Here is a 16,764-nt window from a genome sequence, read left to right on the forward strand (position 1 = left end):
GCCGACCCCCAATTCTCGCTGCACCGAGAAACGATCTTCGACAAACGCCAATCCCCGACGCAGTGGGCCGGTGGGACGATTTTAGCGAGAATGCGTTGTTTTGTGTGGGTGAACGTGTTTTACCGAACGGGAACGCCACGCTGTCGTGATGGTGTTCGGACTACTTCGTCATCGCGATCGTGCACCCGATTCGGAGTCCGTCACTCCGCGGGGACCTGAGAAAATTGGCTAAAGCCGCGTTGCAGGCGTGAGCCTGCGGAAGCATTCGACACACTCGTCGACGGAAGTAGACAGCATGCACACACAAGTGGTGCCGGCCGCGGGCCCACCCGATCATGAACTCGACGCGTTGCGGGCCGAGGTGCGAGCGTTCCTGGCGAGCAGATCGACGCCGGCGTGTTCACACCCGGTGTGGACACTGGCTCACCCGGTGGAATCCGGACTTCACGGAGGCCCTCGCAGCCCGCTGCTGGCTGGGCATGACGATCCCGGCGGAGTACGGAGGGCAGGGCCGCACGTTCATGGAGCGGTTCGTCGTCACCGAAGAACTGCTGGCCGTCGGCGCGCCCGTCGCCGCACAGTGGGTCGCGGACCGGCAGGCCGCACCGTCGCTGCTCACCTACGGCACCGAGGAACAAAAGCAGCGGTTCCTCCCCGGAATCGCGGGCGGCGAGATCAGCTGGGCGATCGGAATGAGCGAACCGGAATCGGGCTCCGACCTCGCGAGCGTCCGCACGAAAGCGGTCCGGGTCGACGGCGGCTGGCGGATCACCGGGACCAAATTGTGGACGTCCGGCGCCCACCTCCTGTCGATGTCGGGCGACCACCATTTCAACGAGGTGATCCTCGACGACGTGTTCGTGCCGGACGAGTTGGTGCTCGGCCGCATCGGCGAAGGCTGGAAGCAGGTCACGTCCGAACTCGGGTTCGAACGCAGTGGCCCGGAACGGTTCATGTCCACGTTCCCGATCCTCGCCGCGATGGCCGAGGAAATCGGGGAGGGACGGCAACCGGCCGATGCCCGCATCGGAGCGCTCGTCGCCCGGACCTTCGGACTCCATCACATGTCCCGTGCGGTGTCGGAGGCACTGGGGCGTGGTGACGACGCCGAACTCGGTGCTTCCGTGGTGAAGGTCCTCGGCACGAAGGCCGAAGGTGATATCGCGGACCTCGTCGAGGAACTGCCCGGCGAACCGGAGGCAGGCAGCGAACGGTTCGCCGAACTGGTCCGTGCCGGCGTGATGCAGCGCCCCGGGTTCACACTGCGAGGGGGTACGAGTGAGATTCTGCGCGGTGTCATCGCGCGGGGATTGGGGATGCGCTGATGACCGGACCGGCAACCGACACCGAGATGCGGGAGTTCGCACGCGTGCTCGACCAGGTCTTCGCCACAGATCGGCGGGCCCCGGGGCCTGTGGGCGCTCATCACAGACGGGTAGGCGGCTTCGCCGCCCGTGCGCCTTTCTGGTTGTCCCAGCTACCAAAAAGGCGCACGGGCGCGAAGCGCCTACGGCGTGACGATCGGGAACGCGCTGTCGGGTGCGTCGAGGAGTTCCGTGAGGACAAGGAGCTTCGACGGGTCACCCGTCACCTCGATGCCCTCCAGTCCCTTGCCGGCGAACAGTCCGAGCAACTGCATCTTCGTCAGGGTCAGTGAGACGTCCGGTTGCGTCGTGGTCCTCGGCGCAACCGTCTGGATGAGCGCACCGTTGGACAGCGTCGTCCGGTAGTGCGCTTCGGGTTCGGTGAAGTGCCACTCCGCGACGAGGGACTTGTCCCAGGCACGTGGGCCGTTGATGCGGAGAGCGACGGAGTCGAAGATCTGCTCGATCGTGAGTGCGCTCAGCATGTCTGCGCCGAGGTCGCTGAGCGGCGGGGCGACGATGCCGCCGCGCAGTTCGAGTGCACCCGTGAGGTAGAAGTTGCGCCACGTCGCGTTCTCCGCACCGAACCCGAGTTGCTCGTAGGTGCGGGCGAGCAGTTCTTTCGCGTCGCTGTCCGACGGGTCTGCGAACACCGCATGCTTCGAGAGTTCGGCGGCGAACCGGAAGTCGCCGTCGTCGAAATACCGTTGAGCCTTGGCCCGGACCTCGTCCTGACCGCCCATGCATTCGACGTACCGCGTGGCCGCGTTCTCCGGTGGGTGCTGCCACAGCGACGTCGGGTTGCCGTCGAACCAGCCCATGTACCGCTGGTAGATCGCCTTCACGTTGTGGCTCACCGAGCCGTAGTAACCACGTGCGTGCCAAGCGGATTCGAGAGCAGGCGGTAGCGGGAAGTCCTCGGCGATCTCGATTCCCGTCATCCCGGTGTTGAGCATCCGCAGGGTCTGGTCGTGCAGGTACTGGTACAGGTCGCGCTGCTGCGACAGGAATGTCACCACCCGGTCGCCACCCCACGTCGGCCAGTGGTGGGAGGCGAAAGCGACGTCGTAGCCGCCGTCGAACATCTCGATCGCCTGGTCGAGGTACCGCGACCAGGCGCGGGGGTCCCGGACCAGCGCGCCCCGCAGCGTGAGGAGATTGTGCAGATTGTGGGTGGCGTTCTCCGCCATGCACAGTGCCCGGTGGTCGGGGAACAGGAAGTTCATCTCGGCGGGCGCCTCCGTCCCCGGCGTCACCTGGAAGACGATCCGGATGCCGTCGACGGTTTCCTCCTGGCCGGTGTGGGTGATGTCGACGGTCGGTGGGATCAGTCCGGGTCGACCCGTCGAGGTGTTCGTTCCGAGCCCCGCCCCGAGGTGCCCGCGCGGGCCCTTGGGGAGCAGCGGTCCGTACATGTAGGTGGCGCGCCGGCCCATTGCCGTTCCGGCATAGACGTTCTCGGAGACCGCGTGTTCGAGGAAACCTTCGGGGGCGAGGATCGGGACGTCGCCGCGACCGTCCGGGAGAACGCCGACGACACCACCGAAGTGATCGATGTGGGAGTGCGTATAGATGACTCCGGTGACGGGCCGGTCGCCACGGTTCTTCCGGTACAGCGCGAGCGCTGCTGCCGCCGTTTCCTGCGAGATCAGCGGGTCGATCACCAGGACACCCGTCTCGCCCTCGACGATCGTCATGTTGGACAGGTCGATTCCGCGTAGCTGGTAGATGCCCTCGGTGACTTCGTACAGACCGTTCTTCGCGCACAGTTGCGACTGACGCCACAGGCTCGGGTGGGCGGTGTCCGGGCAGTCACCGTTCAGGAACGAATACTCCTGCATGTCCCACACCACGCGACCGTCCCCACTCGTGACGGTGCAGGGGTCGAGACGGTCGACGAAACCGCGGTCGGAGTCCTCGAAATCGGTCGTGTCCGAGAAATCGGGTGTCATGATTCTTCCTTCTCGTGTCGCGGTGGGGAGGGGGCAGGAACCGGTGCAGGGGGAGTGGGAGCGCTGCTGAGAATCGTGTTCACCCACCGCGTGGACGGGTCGATGTCGATCAGCAGCGCCTTCGCCATCAACGACAACGGGATTGCAAGGATCGCGCCGAGCGGCCCGAGGATCCACGCCCAGAACACCAACGACAGGAACGTGAACGTCACGGACAGGCCCACCGCGTCACCGACGAACTTCGGCTGGATCACCGACTGGATGATGACGTTGATGACGCTGTACACGACGATGACTGTCAGCATCAGTCCTGGACCGCCCTGGAGCAGTGCGAGCAGGGCCGGCGGAACCAGCCCCAGGATGAACCCGACGTTCGGGATGTAGTTGGTGATGAACGACAGCAGTCCCCACAGGATCGGCAGCGGAATTCCCAGCGCCCACAGTGCCCCGGTGTCGATGACGGCGACGATCAGCCCGAAGACCGTGGACACGATCAGGTACGTGCGGGTCCCGGCCGAGAACGACGTGAGAGCGGTGGCGATGTCGGGACGCATCTGCGTGACGATCCGCATCCGCGCACCGTAGGAACTTCCGTCGACGGCCATGAACAGCAGAAGGGCGAGGACGAACAGCAGATTCGAGAAGACACCCAGCATTGACTGCAGGATCGCCTCCACGAAGCCGAAGACCTTGCCGTAATCCACCTGGGAGAGCAGGGTCTGGGAATCGGTCGAGTTCACGCCGTTGCTGTTCAGGAAGCTCTGGGCGTCATCGATGAGGGCGGTGAAGTCGTCCGCGTACTCCGGTAGGAGCGTGGCGAGCTGGGCGACCGACAGGGCCAGCGACAGCACGAGGACGAGAATGATGCTGTTGACGACCAGGATCGCTGCGATCGTGGCGAGCCAGGTCGGGAGACCTTTTCGGTGAAGCCATTCGGGCAGCGGGTGAACCGCGACGGTCAGCATGAGCGCGAGGAAGATCGGGCCGACTATCGACGCGGCCACCTGGATCCCCGCCACGGTGACGACGAGCGCGGCCAGGCCGAGGATCACGATCAGGCCCCGCGGCATCGACCACTGAGAATCCGGCGCCGCGCCGGATACGTCCTGCGGATCGGTCATCGCGTGTCCCTTCGCAACAATCGGCCAACGGGGTGCCCCGAATCGACTGTTGCACCCGGCCGACGACGACACATCATCCGTTGCAGATGAGGATCACCCGGCGCGGATGATGCCGATGCCATCGCGAAGCCGCAGGATTCCACTGTTCGAGCACATCCTTTCGAGAAGGGCATGGACATGACGACACATCCGGAGTCCAGGACCACCAGCCCTGTCAAACAGGGCTTTGCCGCGGGAACGTCGCTGGCAGTGGCGATATTGCTGCTGACCGTCGGCGTGATCTCGTTCTTCCAGGGCATCGCCGCGGTTGCGTCCGATGACCTGCTGGTCATCGGCGTCCAATACACCTATCAGTTCGACACCACCGCGTGGGGATGGATCCACATCGTTCTCGGTGTCGTCCTCGTGATCAGCGCGATCGGCCTCATGACGGGCGCCACCTGGGCCCGTGTCGTGGCCGTCTGCATCGCCGCGCTGTCGATCCTCGCGAACTTCCTCTGGCTGCCGTACTACCCGCTGTGGTCGATTCTGATCATCGCGCTCGACGTCGTCGTGATCTGGGCGGTCACCACCTGGGACACCGCCAGGGACTAGGACGATGACGACGTGGTGAGTTCCGCGACCGGCACCTGGCCGGTGTTCGGCTCGCTGCAGGAGTATCAAAAAGGATGGGTCAGGCCCGACGTGATCGCGGGCCTGACCGTGTGGGCCGTGCTGGTACCGGAGGCCCTGGCCTACGCGACCATCGCGGGAGTTCCTCCTGTCGTCGGTCTGTACGCGGCGATACCCGCCCTGATCCTTTACGCGGCGGCCGGCAGTTCCCGGCATCTGGTGGTGGGGCCGATGTCGGCGACGGCCGCCCTGTCGGCTGCCATCGTCGCGCCGCTCGCCGGGGCGGACGGCGGCAAGTACGCGGCCCTGACAGCAGTGCTGGCGATTGCCACCGGCATCGCCGGGCTGCTCGCGGGGCTCCTCCGTCTGGGCTTCATCGCGTCGTTCATTTCGGAGCCGGTGCTGAAGGGCTTCATCGTCGGGCTGGCTCTGACCATCATCATCGGGCAGGTTCCTGCCCTCCTCGGCGTGGAGAAGGAGCACGGCAACTTCTTCGAACAGGCCTGGGGAGTCGTCAGCCACCTGGGCGACATCGACTGGGGCACACTCGTCGTCGGTGTGCTCAGTCTCGTCGTGGTTCTCGGATTCACACGGTGGCTGCCGCTCGTCCCCGGTTCGCTGCTGGCCGTCCTCCTCGGTATCGCCGCGGTCGCCGTGTTCGGTTTGGACGGTCGAGGTGTCGACATCGTCGGTCACATCGACTCCGGTCTGCCGTCGGTGGGACTGCCGGACGGTGTCGGCTTCGACGACTACATCGACCTTCTCGGCCCCGCAGTGGGCGTGCTGCTCATCGGGTTCGCCGAAGGGCTCGGTGCCGCGAAGACGTACGCCGCGAAAGAGGGCTACGAGGTGGACGCCAACCGGGAACTCCTCGGTCTCGGGACAGCCAATCTCGGCTCCGGGCTGTGCTCGGGGATGGTGGTGAACGGCAGCCTCTCCAAGACGGCGGTCAACGGCGGGGCCGGCGCCAAATCGCAGGTCAGCGGTCTCGTCGTCGCGGTCCTGACCGTGGTGACCCTGCTGTTCCTCACCGGACTGTTCGAGAAACTCCCCGAGGCGACGCTCGCCGCGGTGGTCATCGCCGCCGTCATCGAACTCGTCGACATCTCCGCGCTGCGCCGGCTCTACGGGGTGTGGACCGAAAGGCTCGGCAGCATCTACGGATACGCCGCGCGAGCCGATTTCGCGGCCGCCCTCGCCGCGATGGTGGGCGTGCTCCTGTTCGACACCCTGCCCGGACTCGTCATCGGCATCGGCGTGTCGATGCTGCTGCTGCTCTACCGGGCGTCGCGTCCCCACGTCGCGGCGCTCGCGAAGGAAGGGTCGCTGTGGGTGGACGCCGAGCGTCACCCCGACCTCCCGACCACACCGCACGTGGTCGTGGTGCGCGTCGAGGCGGGACTGTTCTTCGCGAACGCCGATCACGTCAAGGACCGCATCGAGGACATGTGCACCGACGACACGCGAGTGGTGGTCCTCGACGCCGAGACGTCGCCGTTCGTCGACGTCAGTGCCGCGCAAATGCTCGTGCAGTTGCGGGATGTGCTCGCGCGCCGGGGAATCGAGCTACGTGTGGCGCGGGACATCGGGCAGTTCCGGGACACGATACGAACCTCGGGTTCGGGCGCGACCCCCGTCGGCCTCTATCCGACCGTGCGAGAGGCTCTCGCAGAACCGCACCGACAGTAGGCGCTCCGCACCCGTGCGCCTTTGTGGTAGCTGCCGCTACCACAAAGGCGCACGGGCGGCGGAGCCGCCCATGACAGGAGACAGTCGTGAGCACAGGATTGCAGGAACTCGCCGCGAAGGCGTGGATGTACGGTTTTCCGCTGGTGTTCGACCTCGACCAGGTGAACCGCTTCGTGTCGGAGGGGATGGGGAGCCTCGACGCGGGACCCTTCAACAAATTCAGCCACGCCCGCACACTCGCCGGGCCGCAGGACACGTTCGTCTCGGTCAACAACGACACCATCTATTCGATCGCGCAGATCGATCTCGGCCACGGACCGCAGTTGCTGCGAGTCCCCGACGCCGGTGGGGCGTACTACGTGCTGCAATTCGTCGATGCGTGGACCGACAACTTCGCGTACGTCGGCAAACGTGCGACGGGAACGGCGGCCGGCCGTTACCTGTTGACCGGTCCCGGGTGGTCCGGTGAGGTCCCCGACGGCGCGACGCAGATCGCGTTTCCCACCGCGGTGGGCACCGTCATCGGCCGGTGGGCCTGCGACGGCGAGGCCGACCTGGAGCGGGTGAAGCGACTGCAGTCGGCCCTCACGTTGGAACCCGTCGGCGAGCAGGAACCGGCGGAGGGCCTGCCGGTCCCCGACCCGAACGTCCCCGTGGAACTTCAGTTCTGGGAGAAGCTGCGGGTGTACTCGCAGGAGTACCCACCCGCCGCGCAGGACCTCGTCGCACAACAGGCGTTCACCCCGCTCGGGTTGCTCGAGACCGGGCCGTCGCCGTACCTCGAAGCGCCGCCGGACCTCGCGGCCGTGCTCACGGCCGGTGCCGAGGCCGGGCACCAGTCACTGGTCGCCGCACTGAAATCGGGTGCAGGAAGCGAGGTGGTCAACGGCTGGCAGTTGATGTACCACGCCTTCGACTACAACGACGACTTCTTCGAGATCGGCACCCTCGACTCACCCGACTGGCGGATCGAGGACCGCTCGAAGGCGCTGGGACTGCGGGCCGGCGCCGCGATGGCGGGGCTGTGGGGAAACCACGGTTACGAGGCCGCATATGCGCCGATCTACCACGACAGCGAAGGCAACGAACTGTCCGGCGATCACACCTACACACTCACGTTCGCGCCGACCCCACCGGTCGACGCGTTCTGGTCGATCACCATGTACGACCTCCCGGACTTCTACCTCGTCGACAATCCGATCGACCGCTACTCGATCGGTGACCGCACGCCGGGACTGGTGTTCGCGGACGACGGTTCGCTGACCATCACGCTCAGCGCGGACGCCCCGGCCGATCCGGTGGCCCGCGCCAACTGGCTGCCGACACCGGCAGTCGGGTTCCGGCCGCTGCTCCGGATGTACAGCCCCAAGCCGGAGGTGTTCGACGGAACGTTCGAGATCCCGCCCTTCGTGAAGACCAGTTGATCAGGGGCGCAGCTGATCGAACGTCGTACGACGCTGCCCGGCACGAGACACCACCGGTCACGACCTGAACGTCGGCGGCAGGTCGCAGTGTGCGCGGACCCAGGCGCTGCGTCGTTCCAGCGCGGACTGCCGGTGCGCGGGGGCGGAACCGATCAGTGAGTCGATGGTCTGCAGGAGGTGGCGGGCGACGAACGGCTGGTGCCGGGCGGCGTCGGCGATCTCGTCGAACGCCGCCGACACGTAGTCGTCCCAGTCGGGAAGGAGCACGACGACGCGCAGTTCTCCCTCCGTGTCCGCGACGTCGCCGACGTCGACCGGTCGGTGACTGATCCTCGACAACAGAGTTCCCACGCAGTCGACGGCCTGGGCGGCGGTCGCGGGATCGTTGACAGCCGGTGACAACGCGCGCAGGGCGATGTCGTCGACGATGCGGAACGCCAGCATCGGATCCTGGTCGAAGGACCGGTCGATCCGCACGTCCAGGCATCCCAGCATCGCGCGGCTGTCGAATCCGGCAGCGCCGTCGACGCTCATGACGACTGATCCGGGGATCAGGGCGTCACCCACACGGACCCGCATCCGCACCAGGACATCCGCTTCGCGCGCGAGGTGCGCCAGCTTCGGCAGGTCGATCTGACACAGCATCCCGCCGGTGCCGGTCCACCGGACGACGGCACCGCCCGGACCGCCCGACCTTTCCGATCCCGCCGGTTCCGTGCCGTAGAGGGTGGCGAGCACCGCTTCGCCGCGGGCGGTGACGTCGGCGAGTGTCGGTGCGAGCTGGATCGAGCGGAACGCATGCAGTTGCAGGATCCGCATGACGGCGAGTGCGACGACCGTGAGGATCACGGCCGCCACCGGGATCGCCACCGGCACCGCGTCCTTCTGGTTGACGACCAGGCCCGCCGTGGTCGCGAAGACGAAGAAACCCAGGAAGATCCCGAAGGAGTTCCACACCAGCGGGTCGTCGCGGAACAGCGTCAATCGCGGGGTCAGCGTCGTGGCGCCGAACTGACCCACGAGGAACAGCAGCGAGAACACCACGCTCGCCAGCGTGATGACGGCGCCGGCGAGAGTGAACAGCAGGGTGCCCTGCTGGTGCCACTTGTCCGGGGACCGATGTCGAGGGTGGGGAGCGCGAGGCCGAGGAGAAAACCGCCGAACAGATAGCCGAGCTGGACGAGCCCCAATCGCAACGGTGGGCGGCGGCGCAGTGCGCGCAGAATCGGTCGCGAATCCGATCCGGACCGGGGGAACTCGGCTGCTCTGTTCACGGCGCCCCTTCCTCCCTCCGATGATCCCGAGTCGGCGGTAGTGTTCGTGCCGATTCGAGGGGGGATCGAGTGAAGAAAGTTGCCGCAGCGCTCCTGTGCGCCGTGATCACGTCCGGGTGCGCGCACAGCGTGTCGGGGACTGCGGGGGCTTCTCCGCTGCAGGAACTGAGCCCCGGGCAGCAACGGCACATCCACGTCGAGGACGCGCTCCGCGACGCCGATCCGTGCGGACTGCTCGACGTGGCCGTGGTGCGGGGTGCCGGGACGGTCCAGCAGTACGGGTCCGCCGTGCAACTGCCGGTGTGTTCGGCGTTGATGGCCGGGCCCGGCGGCGCGACCACCTACGTGGAGTTGTCCCTGCTTCCGTCGATGCTGTCCGACGCGGCGCTGACCCGGCCGGAGACGGTCGACGGGGTGACCGTCTACCGCGGTGCGGGCGCCGACCCGACCCGCGGGACGTGTGAGCGCGTCTTCCGGCTGAACCTCGGAATCGACCAGGAACAGGTGGAACGGCAGCTGGCCACCGTCCGCGCCGGAACCGTCGCCGGCCAGGACGCCTGCCCGCTCGCCGACGCGGTGCTGGACGCGGCGATCGACAGGATGCGGTCGGGACTGCCCACTCGTGACGCCTCGTCCGCGCATCAAGTGGCGCTCGCGGTCCACGACCCGTGTGAAGTACTCGACGTGCTGGGAACCACGGCGGGCGGACGCGTCGTCGACCCGGAATCGCCGCCCACCCCGTTCGACTGCGTGCTGTTTCCGAACCCGAATCGGGTGCCCGGGAGTGAGGTGACCGTGTCGTTCACGATGTCGCCGGTCAAGGAAAACCGACCACCCGTTCCCGCCGAGCCGGAGACGGTCGGCGACCGATGCCGGTGGACGAGCCCGATGGGCGAGCCGATCGACATCACACGGCCCGGAGCGGGCGTCGACGAGTTCACCCGCAGGCTCGGTCACGCGGGTGCAGTCGTCACTGTTCACGGGCCGAACTGCGCGGCCGTGGCGAGGGTCGCGGACGCCGTGAACACGGCGTTCGGATAGGCGTCCGAACGGACTCACCCGGGATCAGATTGGACTCCGCCGGTAAGCTCGACAGCTGGACCAGTACAGATTCATCGACCTGGAGGTAGAAACGCGTGGCTCTCGTCGTCCAGAAGTACGGCGGATCCTCGGTGGCAACCGCCGAGAGAATCCGACGAGTGGCTGAACGGATCGTCGAGACCAAGAAGGCCGGCAACGATGTCGTCGTCGTGGTTTCAGCGATGGGGGACACCACTGATGAGCTGCTCGATCTGGCTCAGCAGGTGTGCCCAGCCCCACCCGCCCGCGAAATGGACATGCTGCTGACCTCCGGTGAGCGCATTTCCAATTCTCTCGTCGCGATGGCAATTCATTCGCTCGGTGCGGAGGCCCGTTCGTTCACGGGCTCCCAGGCGGGCGTCATCACCACCGGTGCTCACGGCAACGCCAAGATCATCGACGTCACACCGGGCCGCGTCCGGGATGCGCTCGACGAGGGCTCGATCGTCCTCGTCGCCGGGTTCCAGGGCGTCAGCCAGGACAGCAAGGACGTGACGACCCTCGGGCGCGGCGGTTCGGACACCACCGCGGTGGCCCTCGCAGCGGCCCTCGAGGCCGACGTCTGCGAGATCTACACCGACGTCGACGGCATCTTCACCGCCGACCCGCGCATCGTTCCCGACGCGCAGCGTCTCGAGACGGTGTCGTTCGAGGAGATGCTCGAGCTCGCGGCGTGCGGCGCGAAGGTGCTCATGCTCCGCTGCGTCGAGTACGCCCGCCGATACAACGTGCCTGTGCACGTCCGTTCGTCATACACGACCAAGCCGGGCACCATCGTGTCCGGATCGATGGAGGACATCCCCGTGGAAGAGGCAATCATCACCGGAGTCGCGCACGATCGCGGCGAGTCCAAGATCACCGTCGTCGGCCTGCCCGACACCCCGGGTTACGCCGCGCAGGTCTTCCGCGCGGTGGCCGAGGCGGAGATCAACATCGACATGGTGCTGCAGAACATCTCGAAGGTCGAGACCGGCAAGACCGACATCACGTTCACCCTGCCCACCGCCGACGGCCCGCGCGCCGTCGAGAAGCTGACCAAGCTGCAGGGCGACATCGGCTTCACGCAGGTGCTGTTCGACGACCACATCGGCAAGGTGTCGCTCGTCGGCGCCGGCATGAAGAGCCACCCGGGCGTCACCGCGACGTTCTGTGAGGCTCTCGCAAAGGCCGGTGTCAACATCGACCTCATCTCGACGTCCGAGATCCGCATCTCGGTGCTCGTCAAGGATGTGGAGCTGGACAAGGCCGTGAAGGCGATCCACGATGCATTCGAGCTCGGCGGCGACGAAGAAGCCGTCGTGCACGCAGGAACGGGACGGTAGATCATGACCACCATCGCTGTCGTCGGTGCCACCGGACAGGTCGGCATCGTCATGCGCACCCTCCTCGAGGAACGGAACTTCCCCGCGGACAAGGTCCGGTTCTTCGCTTCCGCGCGGTCGGCGGGCAAGAAGCTGCCGTTTCGCGGCGAGGAGATCGTCGTCGAGGACGCGTCCGCGACGTCCGACGAGGACCTGAAGGGCATCGACATCGCCCTGTTCTCGGCCGGTGCGACCCTCTCTCGTGAGCAGGCCCCGCGGTTCGCCGCGGCAGGTGCCACGGTCGTCGACAACTCGTCGGCGTTCCGCAAGGACCCCGACGTCCCGCTGGTCGTCAGCGAGGTCAACCCGGAGCAGGCGAAGAACCCGCCGAAGGGCATCATCGCCAACCCCAACTGCACCACGATGGCCGCGATGCCGGTGCTGAAGGTTCTGCACGACGAGGCCGGTCTGCAGCGTCTCATCGTGTCGAGCTACCAGGCCGTGTCGGGCAGTGGAATCGCCGGTGTCGAGGAGCTGGTGGGCCAGGCCCGCGCCGTCATCGACGACGCGGAGAAGCTGGTGCACGACGGCAGCGCCGTCGACTTCCCGGCCCCGAACAAGTACGTCGCACCGATCGCGTTCAACGTTCTGCCGCTGGCCGGTTCGATCGTCGACGACGGCAGCGGTGAGACGGACGAGGACCAGAAACTCCGCAACGAGAGCCGCAAGATCCTCGGCCTGCCCGACCTGCTGGTGTCGGGCACGTGCGTCCGCGTCCCCGTGATCACGGGCCACTCGCTGTCGATCAACGCCGAATTCGAGCGTCCGCTGTCGGTGGAGCGTGCGCAGGAGCTCCTGTCGAAGGCTCCCGGTGTGCAGCTGGTGGACGTCCCCACCCCGCTCCAGGCCGCGGGCAGCGACCCGTCGCTGGTCGGGCGTATCCGTCAGGATCCGGGTGTCCCCGAGGGTCGCGGTCTGGCACTGTTCGTGTCCGGCGACAACCTGCGTAAGGGTGCCGCCCTCAACACCATTCAGATCGCCGAACTGCTGGTCTGATCTCCCCCCACGTGAGTGGCAAAGTGTGCTTCCGCACGCTTTGCCACTCACGTGTCGGTTGCGGGTGGATACTGAGCCGATGAGAGTCGTCGGTGCTGCGGTGGCGGCGGTTCTGTTGCTGCTCACCGGTGCGAGCGAGGCGTCCGCGCAGCCGGGAATCCTGCTGTCGCAGGACGAACTTCCACCCGCCGCAGTCCCCGGTCAGGCAGGCGACAGCATCCGGGTCCGCTACTCGACGCTGCGCACCGCGACCGCGACCGGTGAGTCGACCGGATCGATCTTCCTTCCCCGGGGTGATCCCCCCGTCGGCGGCTGGCCGGTGGTGTCCTACGCGCACGGCACGGTCGGGGTCGCCGACCAGTGCGCGCCGTCCGTCGCCGGGTTCAACTACGTCGAACTGCCCGCGATCGAGCAATGGCTGGCCGCCGGATACGCCGTCGCAGCAACGGATTACGCGGGAATCGGCACGCCCGGTGTCAATGCCTACCTCGACGGCCCTGCCGCCGCCGCGAACGCCGTCGACATCGTCCTGGCCGCCCACGACGTCTACGGCGACGTGCTCAGCGACCGGTGGATCGTCACGGGACTGTCGCAGGGCGGGCACGCGACCTACTTCGCCGCCCGCGAGGCCGCCGCCCGGGCACCCGCACTCGACTATCGGGGTGCCGTCGCCGTGGCGGCGCCGACGCACCTCGAACAGCTCTTCCCGGCCGCGGGTCCCGCGATTCCGGCTCTGCCGACAACCGGAATCGTGAACTATGCGTTGCTGACCCTCGCCGGCATCGACGACCAGCGCCCCGAGATCGACATCCGGCGGTATCTGTCGCCGAAGGGGATCGAATTGATGGAGCTGGCGAAGGTGACCTGCAGCCGGGAACTCGGCCGGTACCTGCTCGCCCATCCCACTTCGGTCGGCGACCTGTTCGCGGCGCCCCTGTGGAACGAGCAGTTCCGGGCGCTGTTCCGGGAGATGCAGCAGGTGCCCGTCGACGGGTTCGACCGCCCCCTGCGGGTGGTGCACAGTCTGTCCGACACGTCGGTGCCGATTCCGTTGACATGGGCGCAGCTCGCCGAGATGCAGCAGCACGGCGTGAACGTCGAATACCAGCAACTCGCCGCCGAGAACCACCGCGAATCACTGATGGCCTCCATGCCGGAGTCCCTCGCGTTCGCGGCGCGCGTGCTGTCCCCCAGGTGAGTGGCAACGCGTACCCGAGCACACTTTGCCACTCACGTGCGGTTCACCCGACACGTGCGAGGCGGAGACGGCGCCCCGACCCTACGGTTCGGACATGGGCTCAGTCATCGGAGAACTGTTACCGCTCGCCGTGGGTGTCGCGATCTCGCCGATACCGATCATCGCCGTCATCCTGATGCTGCTGTCGAAGCGTGCGGGCGGTGCGAGCGCAGGCTTCGGCGTCGGCTGGATCCTGGGAATTCTTGTTGCGACGGGCATTTTCATGTTCCTCGCCGGCAGCATCGACACGTCCGACTCCGACGGTCCGTCGGCGACGGCGTCATGGGTGAAGGTGGTTCTGGGTGTGCTGCTGCTCCTGCTCGCGGGACGGCAATGGAGAAGCCGCAATGCCCACGCGGAGCCACCGAAGTGGATGCAGGCCATCGACGACCTGAACTTCGTGAAATCCACCGGTCTCGGATTCGCGCTGGCGGCAATCAATCCCAAGAACCTGCTGCTCTGCGTGTCCGCGGGCGTCGGGATCGGCACGGCCGCGGTGAGCGGCGGCGAGCAGGTCGTGGCGCTGATCGTGTACACGGTGCTGGCCGGATCGACCGTCCTCGTCCCGGTCATCGCCTACGCCGTCGCAGCCGACAAGATGCGCGGAACCCTCGACAACCTCAAGGTCTGGCTCCAGTCCAACAACGCCGCGGTGATGAGCGTGCTGCTACTCGTGATGGGCGCCGTCGTCCTCGGTAAGGGATTCGGCGGATTGTTCTGACGCGACAGCGTCCGGTCCCCGCAGGTAATGCCCGACGTAACCCTCGTCGAGCGCGATGGCCTTGACGATCACCGCGGACCCCACGATCACGACCGACAGGACGAACAGCCAGCTGATCGCGGTGAACACCAGGCCGAGCGGCCCGAACTGGTGTTGCGCTGCGGCGGTGATCCGGGGCAGGAGCAGACGCCCGCCGACGTGGAGAGCGGTGAGCGCGCCGGCGGTCAGCGCGCCGGTCGCCCAGAGCACACGGCCCTTGAGCGTGCCCATCGTCAGGAGGTACGGGCTGAGGGTCCACACGGCCATCCACACCGCGAACTCCCCGGCGACTGCGAGAGGTGGACCGATCAACCGGATGCTCGTGAGCTCGCCGGCCAGGCCGATCGCCGTCCCCGACAGCGCAACGGCGAACAGGACGACGAGCCACCGCCAGGCGTCTCGGAGGGTGATCGACGGGACGTTCCAGATCTTGGCGTAGATCCGGGCGAGGGCCCTCGCGAAGGACGTGCCGCTGATCGCGATCATCAGCAGACCGACGACCCCGAACGCGGCGAAGGAGGGGTTGGTGGTGTCCACAGTGCCGGGCGTGGTCGTCAGTTCCGTGGGGTCGAAGCCGAACTGGGTCTTGATGGTGCGTGCGGTCACGTTCCAACCGCTCAGCGTCGATGCCGCAATCATCACGGGCAGCACCGACGTGAAGATCCTGGCGGCGAGCGTCATCGACCGGTCGACGAGCTCGATCTCGATCAGCCCGTCGATGACGCGCCGAACCGTGCGGCCGGGAGGTGTGCCCTGCAACCAGCCGTTGGCCGTTTCGGTGCGCGCGGCCAGAGCTTCCCTGGCCAGCGCCACAGACAGTTTCGTCGACCGCACACCTCGAGCGAACACCGTTCGGGCCCGCTTGTCATCATCCGCGTCAGGTGAGAACGCCCGTCACGGGCGGATGATGCACCGGAACCCGATGTGGCACGTCGACGTCTCCTCGGTGTCACCCTGCCGGGCCGAGGGTCGGTAGCGCAGGCAGTAGTTGGGCGCGCAGAGATGCGAGCCGCCCTTGATCACGCGGCGCGCGTAGGGCTCGTCCGGGTTCTCCGCGCGCGCCGTCTCGACTCGCGGGTTGGTGGGAATGCAGCAGGAACTGGCAGGCGCGACGTTCTTCCCGCTCGCGGAGTGATCGGTGGTGAAGTAGTCGGTGGTCCATTCCCACACGTTGCCGGCCATGTCGCTGAGTTCGTAACCGTTGGGCCGGAAATGGCCGACCGGCGACGTTCCGGCGAAGCCGTCCTCGAGGAGGTTCTCCCACGGGAACCGTCCCTGCCAGACGTTGCCGGCGGGCCTGCCGCCCGGTTCGTGTTCCTCTCCCCACACGAACGGCTTCCGGTCCAGCCCGCCGCGGGCGGCGAACTCCCATTCGGCCTCGGTCGGCAGATCCTTGCCCGCCCATGCCGCGTAGGCGCGGGCGTCGAACCACGACACGTGCGTGACGGGATGGCGTTCGCGTCCGCCGACGTTGCTGCCCGGACCCTCCGGGTGGCGCCAATCCGCGCCCGGTGTGAACGACCACCAGCGGGTGTAGTCGTCGAGCGGGACGGGCCCCGGTGTGGGGGTGAACACGAGCGAACCGGGTACGAGCAGAGCCGGATCCGCGCCCGGGTACTGCGCGGGGTCGGGGGCGATCTCGGCGGTCGTGACGTGGCCGGTGTCCTTCACGAATCGCCGGAACTCGGCCACGGTGACCTGGTGCGAGTCCATCCAGAATGCGTCGACGGTCACCTGGTGGACGGGGCGTTCCTCGGGGTAGAAGTCCTCCGAACCCATCCAGAAGGTGCCCCCGGGGATCCATTCCATGTTCTTCGGAGCTGCACCGGTCATGGAGTCAGACTGGCACGAGGGTGGTCGCTGCGCGAAGGGACGCCCCGTAAACCCGGTGAGA

Annotated in this window: 13 protein-coding genes and 1 pseudogene; 9 read left to right on the forward strand and 5 right to left on the reverse strand. The window is 67.0% G+C overall.

What is annotated here, in order from left to right; translation table 11 throughout:
* Positions 1 to 295 precede the first annotated feature (295 nt).
* Positions 296 to 1,325 (forward strand): annotated as a pseudogene (locus QM841_RS16490) (acyl-CoA dehydrogenase family protein).
* A gap of 182 nt (positions 1,326 to 1,507) precedes the next feature.
* On the opposite strand, the gene QM841_RS16495 reads toward QM841_RS16490, so the two are convergent.
* Together QM841_RS16495 and QM841_RS16500 are read right to left on the reverse strand one after the other, a co-directional pair.
* Complete coding sequence (locus QM841_RS16495; protein WP_283332805.1) at positions 1,508 to 3,316, reverse strand: alkyl/aryl-sulfatase; 1,809 nt, start codon at positions 3,314 to 3,316, stop codon at positions 1,508 to 1,510.
* Positions 3,313 to 4,437 carry an AI-2E family transporter gene (locus QM841_RS16500; protein WP_283332806.1) on the reverse strand — a complete coding sequence of 375 codons (1,125 nt, stop codon included), beginning with the start codon at positions 4,435 to 4,437 and terminating at the stop codon, positions 3,313 to 3,315. The genes QM841_RS16495 and QM841_RS16500 overlap by 4 nt, the downstream gene beginning before the upstream one ends.
* Before the next feature lie 171 nt (positions 4,438 to 4,608).
* On the opposite strand from QM841_RS16500, the gene QM841_RS16505 reads away from it, so the two are divergent.
* From QM841_RS16505 to QM841_RS16515, 3 genes are all read left to right on the forward strand, one after another.
* The gene (locus QM841_RS16505; RefSeq protein ID WP_283332808.1) at positions 4,609 to 5,031 is read left to right on the forward strand and encodes a DUF7144 family membrane protein; all 423 of its coding nucleotides are present in this window, start codon (positions 4,609 to 4,611) and stop codon (positions 5,029 to 5,031) included.
* A gap of 12 nt (positions 5,032 to 5,043) precedes the next feature.
* Positions 5,044 to 6,738, forward strand: a complete 1,695-nt coding sequence (locus tag QM841_RS16510) for a SulP family inorganic anion transporter (RefSeq protein ID WP_283332810.1) — start codon at positions 5,044 to 5,046, stop codon at positions 6,736 to 6,738.
* 86 nt (positions 6,739 to 6,824) lie between these two features.
* Entirely contained in the window at positions 6,825 to 8,162 is a 1,338-nt protein-coding gene (locus QM841_RS16515; RefSeq protein ID WP_283332812.1) for a DUF1254 domain-containing protein, read from the forward strand.
* A gap of 57 nt (positions 8,163 to 8,219) precedes the next feature.
* On the opposite strand, the gene QM841_RS16520 is transcribed toward QM841_RS16515, so the two are convergent.
* Positions 8,220 to 9,206, reverse strand: a complete 987-nt coding sequence (locus tag QM841_RS16520; RefSeq protein WP_283332813.1) for a DUF2254 family protein — start codon at positions 9,204 to 9,206, stop codon at positions 8,220 to 8,222.
* Between the two features lie 299 nt (positions 9,207 to 9,505).
* On the opposite strand from QM841_RS16520, the gene QM841_RS16525 reads away from it, so the two are divergent.
* From QM841_RS16525 to QM841_RS16545, 5 genes are all read left to right on the forward strand, one after another.
* On the forward strand, positions 9,506 to 10,477 hold the full coding sequence (locus tag QM841_RS16525) for a hypothetical protein (protein WP_283332814.1): 972 nt from the start codon (positions 9,506 to 9,508) through the stop codon (positions 10,475 to 10,477).
* A 95-nt stretch (positions 10,478 to 10,572) separates the two neighbouring features.
* Positions 10,573 to 11,838, forward strand: a complete 1,266-nt coding sequence (locus QM841_RS16530) for an aspartate kinase (protein ID WP_012691385.1) — start codon at positions 10,573 to 10,575, stop codon at positions 11,836 to 11,838.
* 3 nt (positions 11,839 to 11,841) lie between these two features.
* Positions 11,842 to 12,873, forward strand: coding sequence for an aspartate-semialdehyde dehydrogenase (locus QM841_RS16535; protein ID WP_011596739.1), 1,032 nt, complete (start codon positions 11,842 to 11,844; stop codon positions 12,871 to 12,873).
* A 79-nt stretch (positions 12,874 to 12,952) separates the two neighbouring features.
* Entirely contained in the window at positions 12,953 to 14,071 is a 1,119-nt protein-coding gene (locus QM841_RS16540) for an alpha/beta hydrolase family protein (protein WP_283332815.1), read from the forward strand.
* Between the two features lie 94 nt (positions 14,072 to 14,165).
* Positions 14,166 to 14,831 carry a GAP family protein gene (locus QM841_RS16545; RefSeq protein WP_283332816.1) on the forward strand — a complete coding sequence of 222 codons (666 nt, stop codon included), beginning with the start codon at positions 14,166 to 14,168 and terminating at the stop codon, positions 14,829 to 14,831.
* Here the strand turns inward: QM841_RS16545 and QM841_RS16550 are convergent.
* The gene (locus QM841_RS16550) at positions 14,778 to 15,704 is read right to left on the reverse strand and encodes a hypothetical protein (protein ID WP_283332817.1); all 927 of its coding nucleotides are present in this window, start codon (positions 15,702 to 15,704) and stop codon (positions 14,778 to 14,780) included. The genes QM841_RS16545 and QM841_RS16550 overlap by 54 nt on opposite strands.
* Before the next feature lie 60 nt (positions 15,705 to 15,764).
* Positions 15,765 to 16,703, reverse strand: coding sequence for a formylglycine-generating enzyme family protein (locus QM841_RS16555; protein WP_283332818.1), 939 nt, complete (start codon positions 16,701 to 16,703; stop codon positions 15,765 to 15,767).
* Between the last annotated feature and the right edge of the window lie 61 nt (positions 16,704 to 16,764).

The organism is Rhodococcus sp. IEGM 1307, assembly GCF_030056915.1.
Classification (GTDB): domain Bacteria; phylum Actinomycetota; class Actinomycetes; order Mycobacteriales; family Mycobacteriaceae; genus Rhodococcus_F; species Rhodococcus_F opacus_D.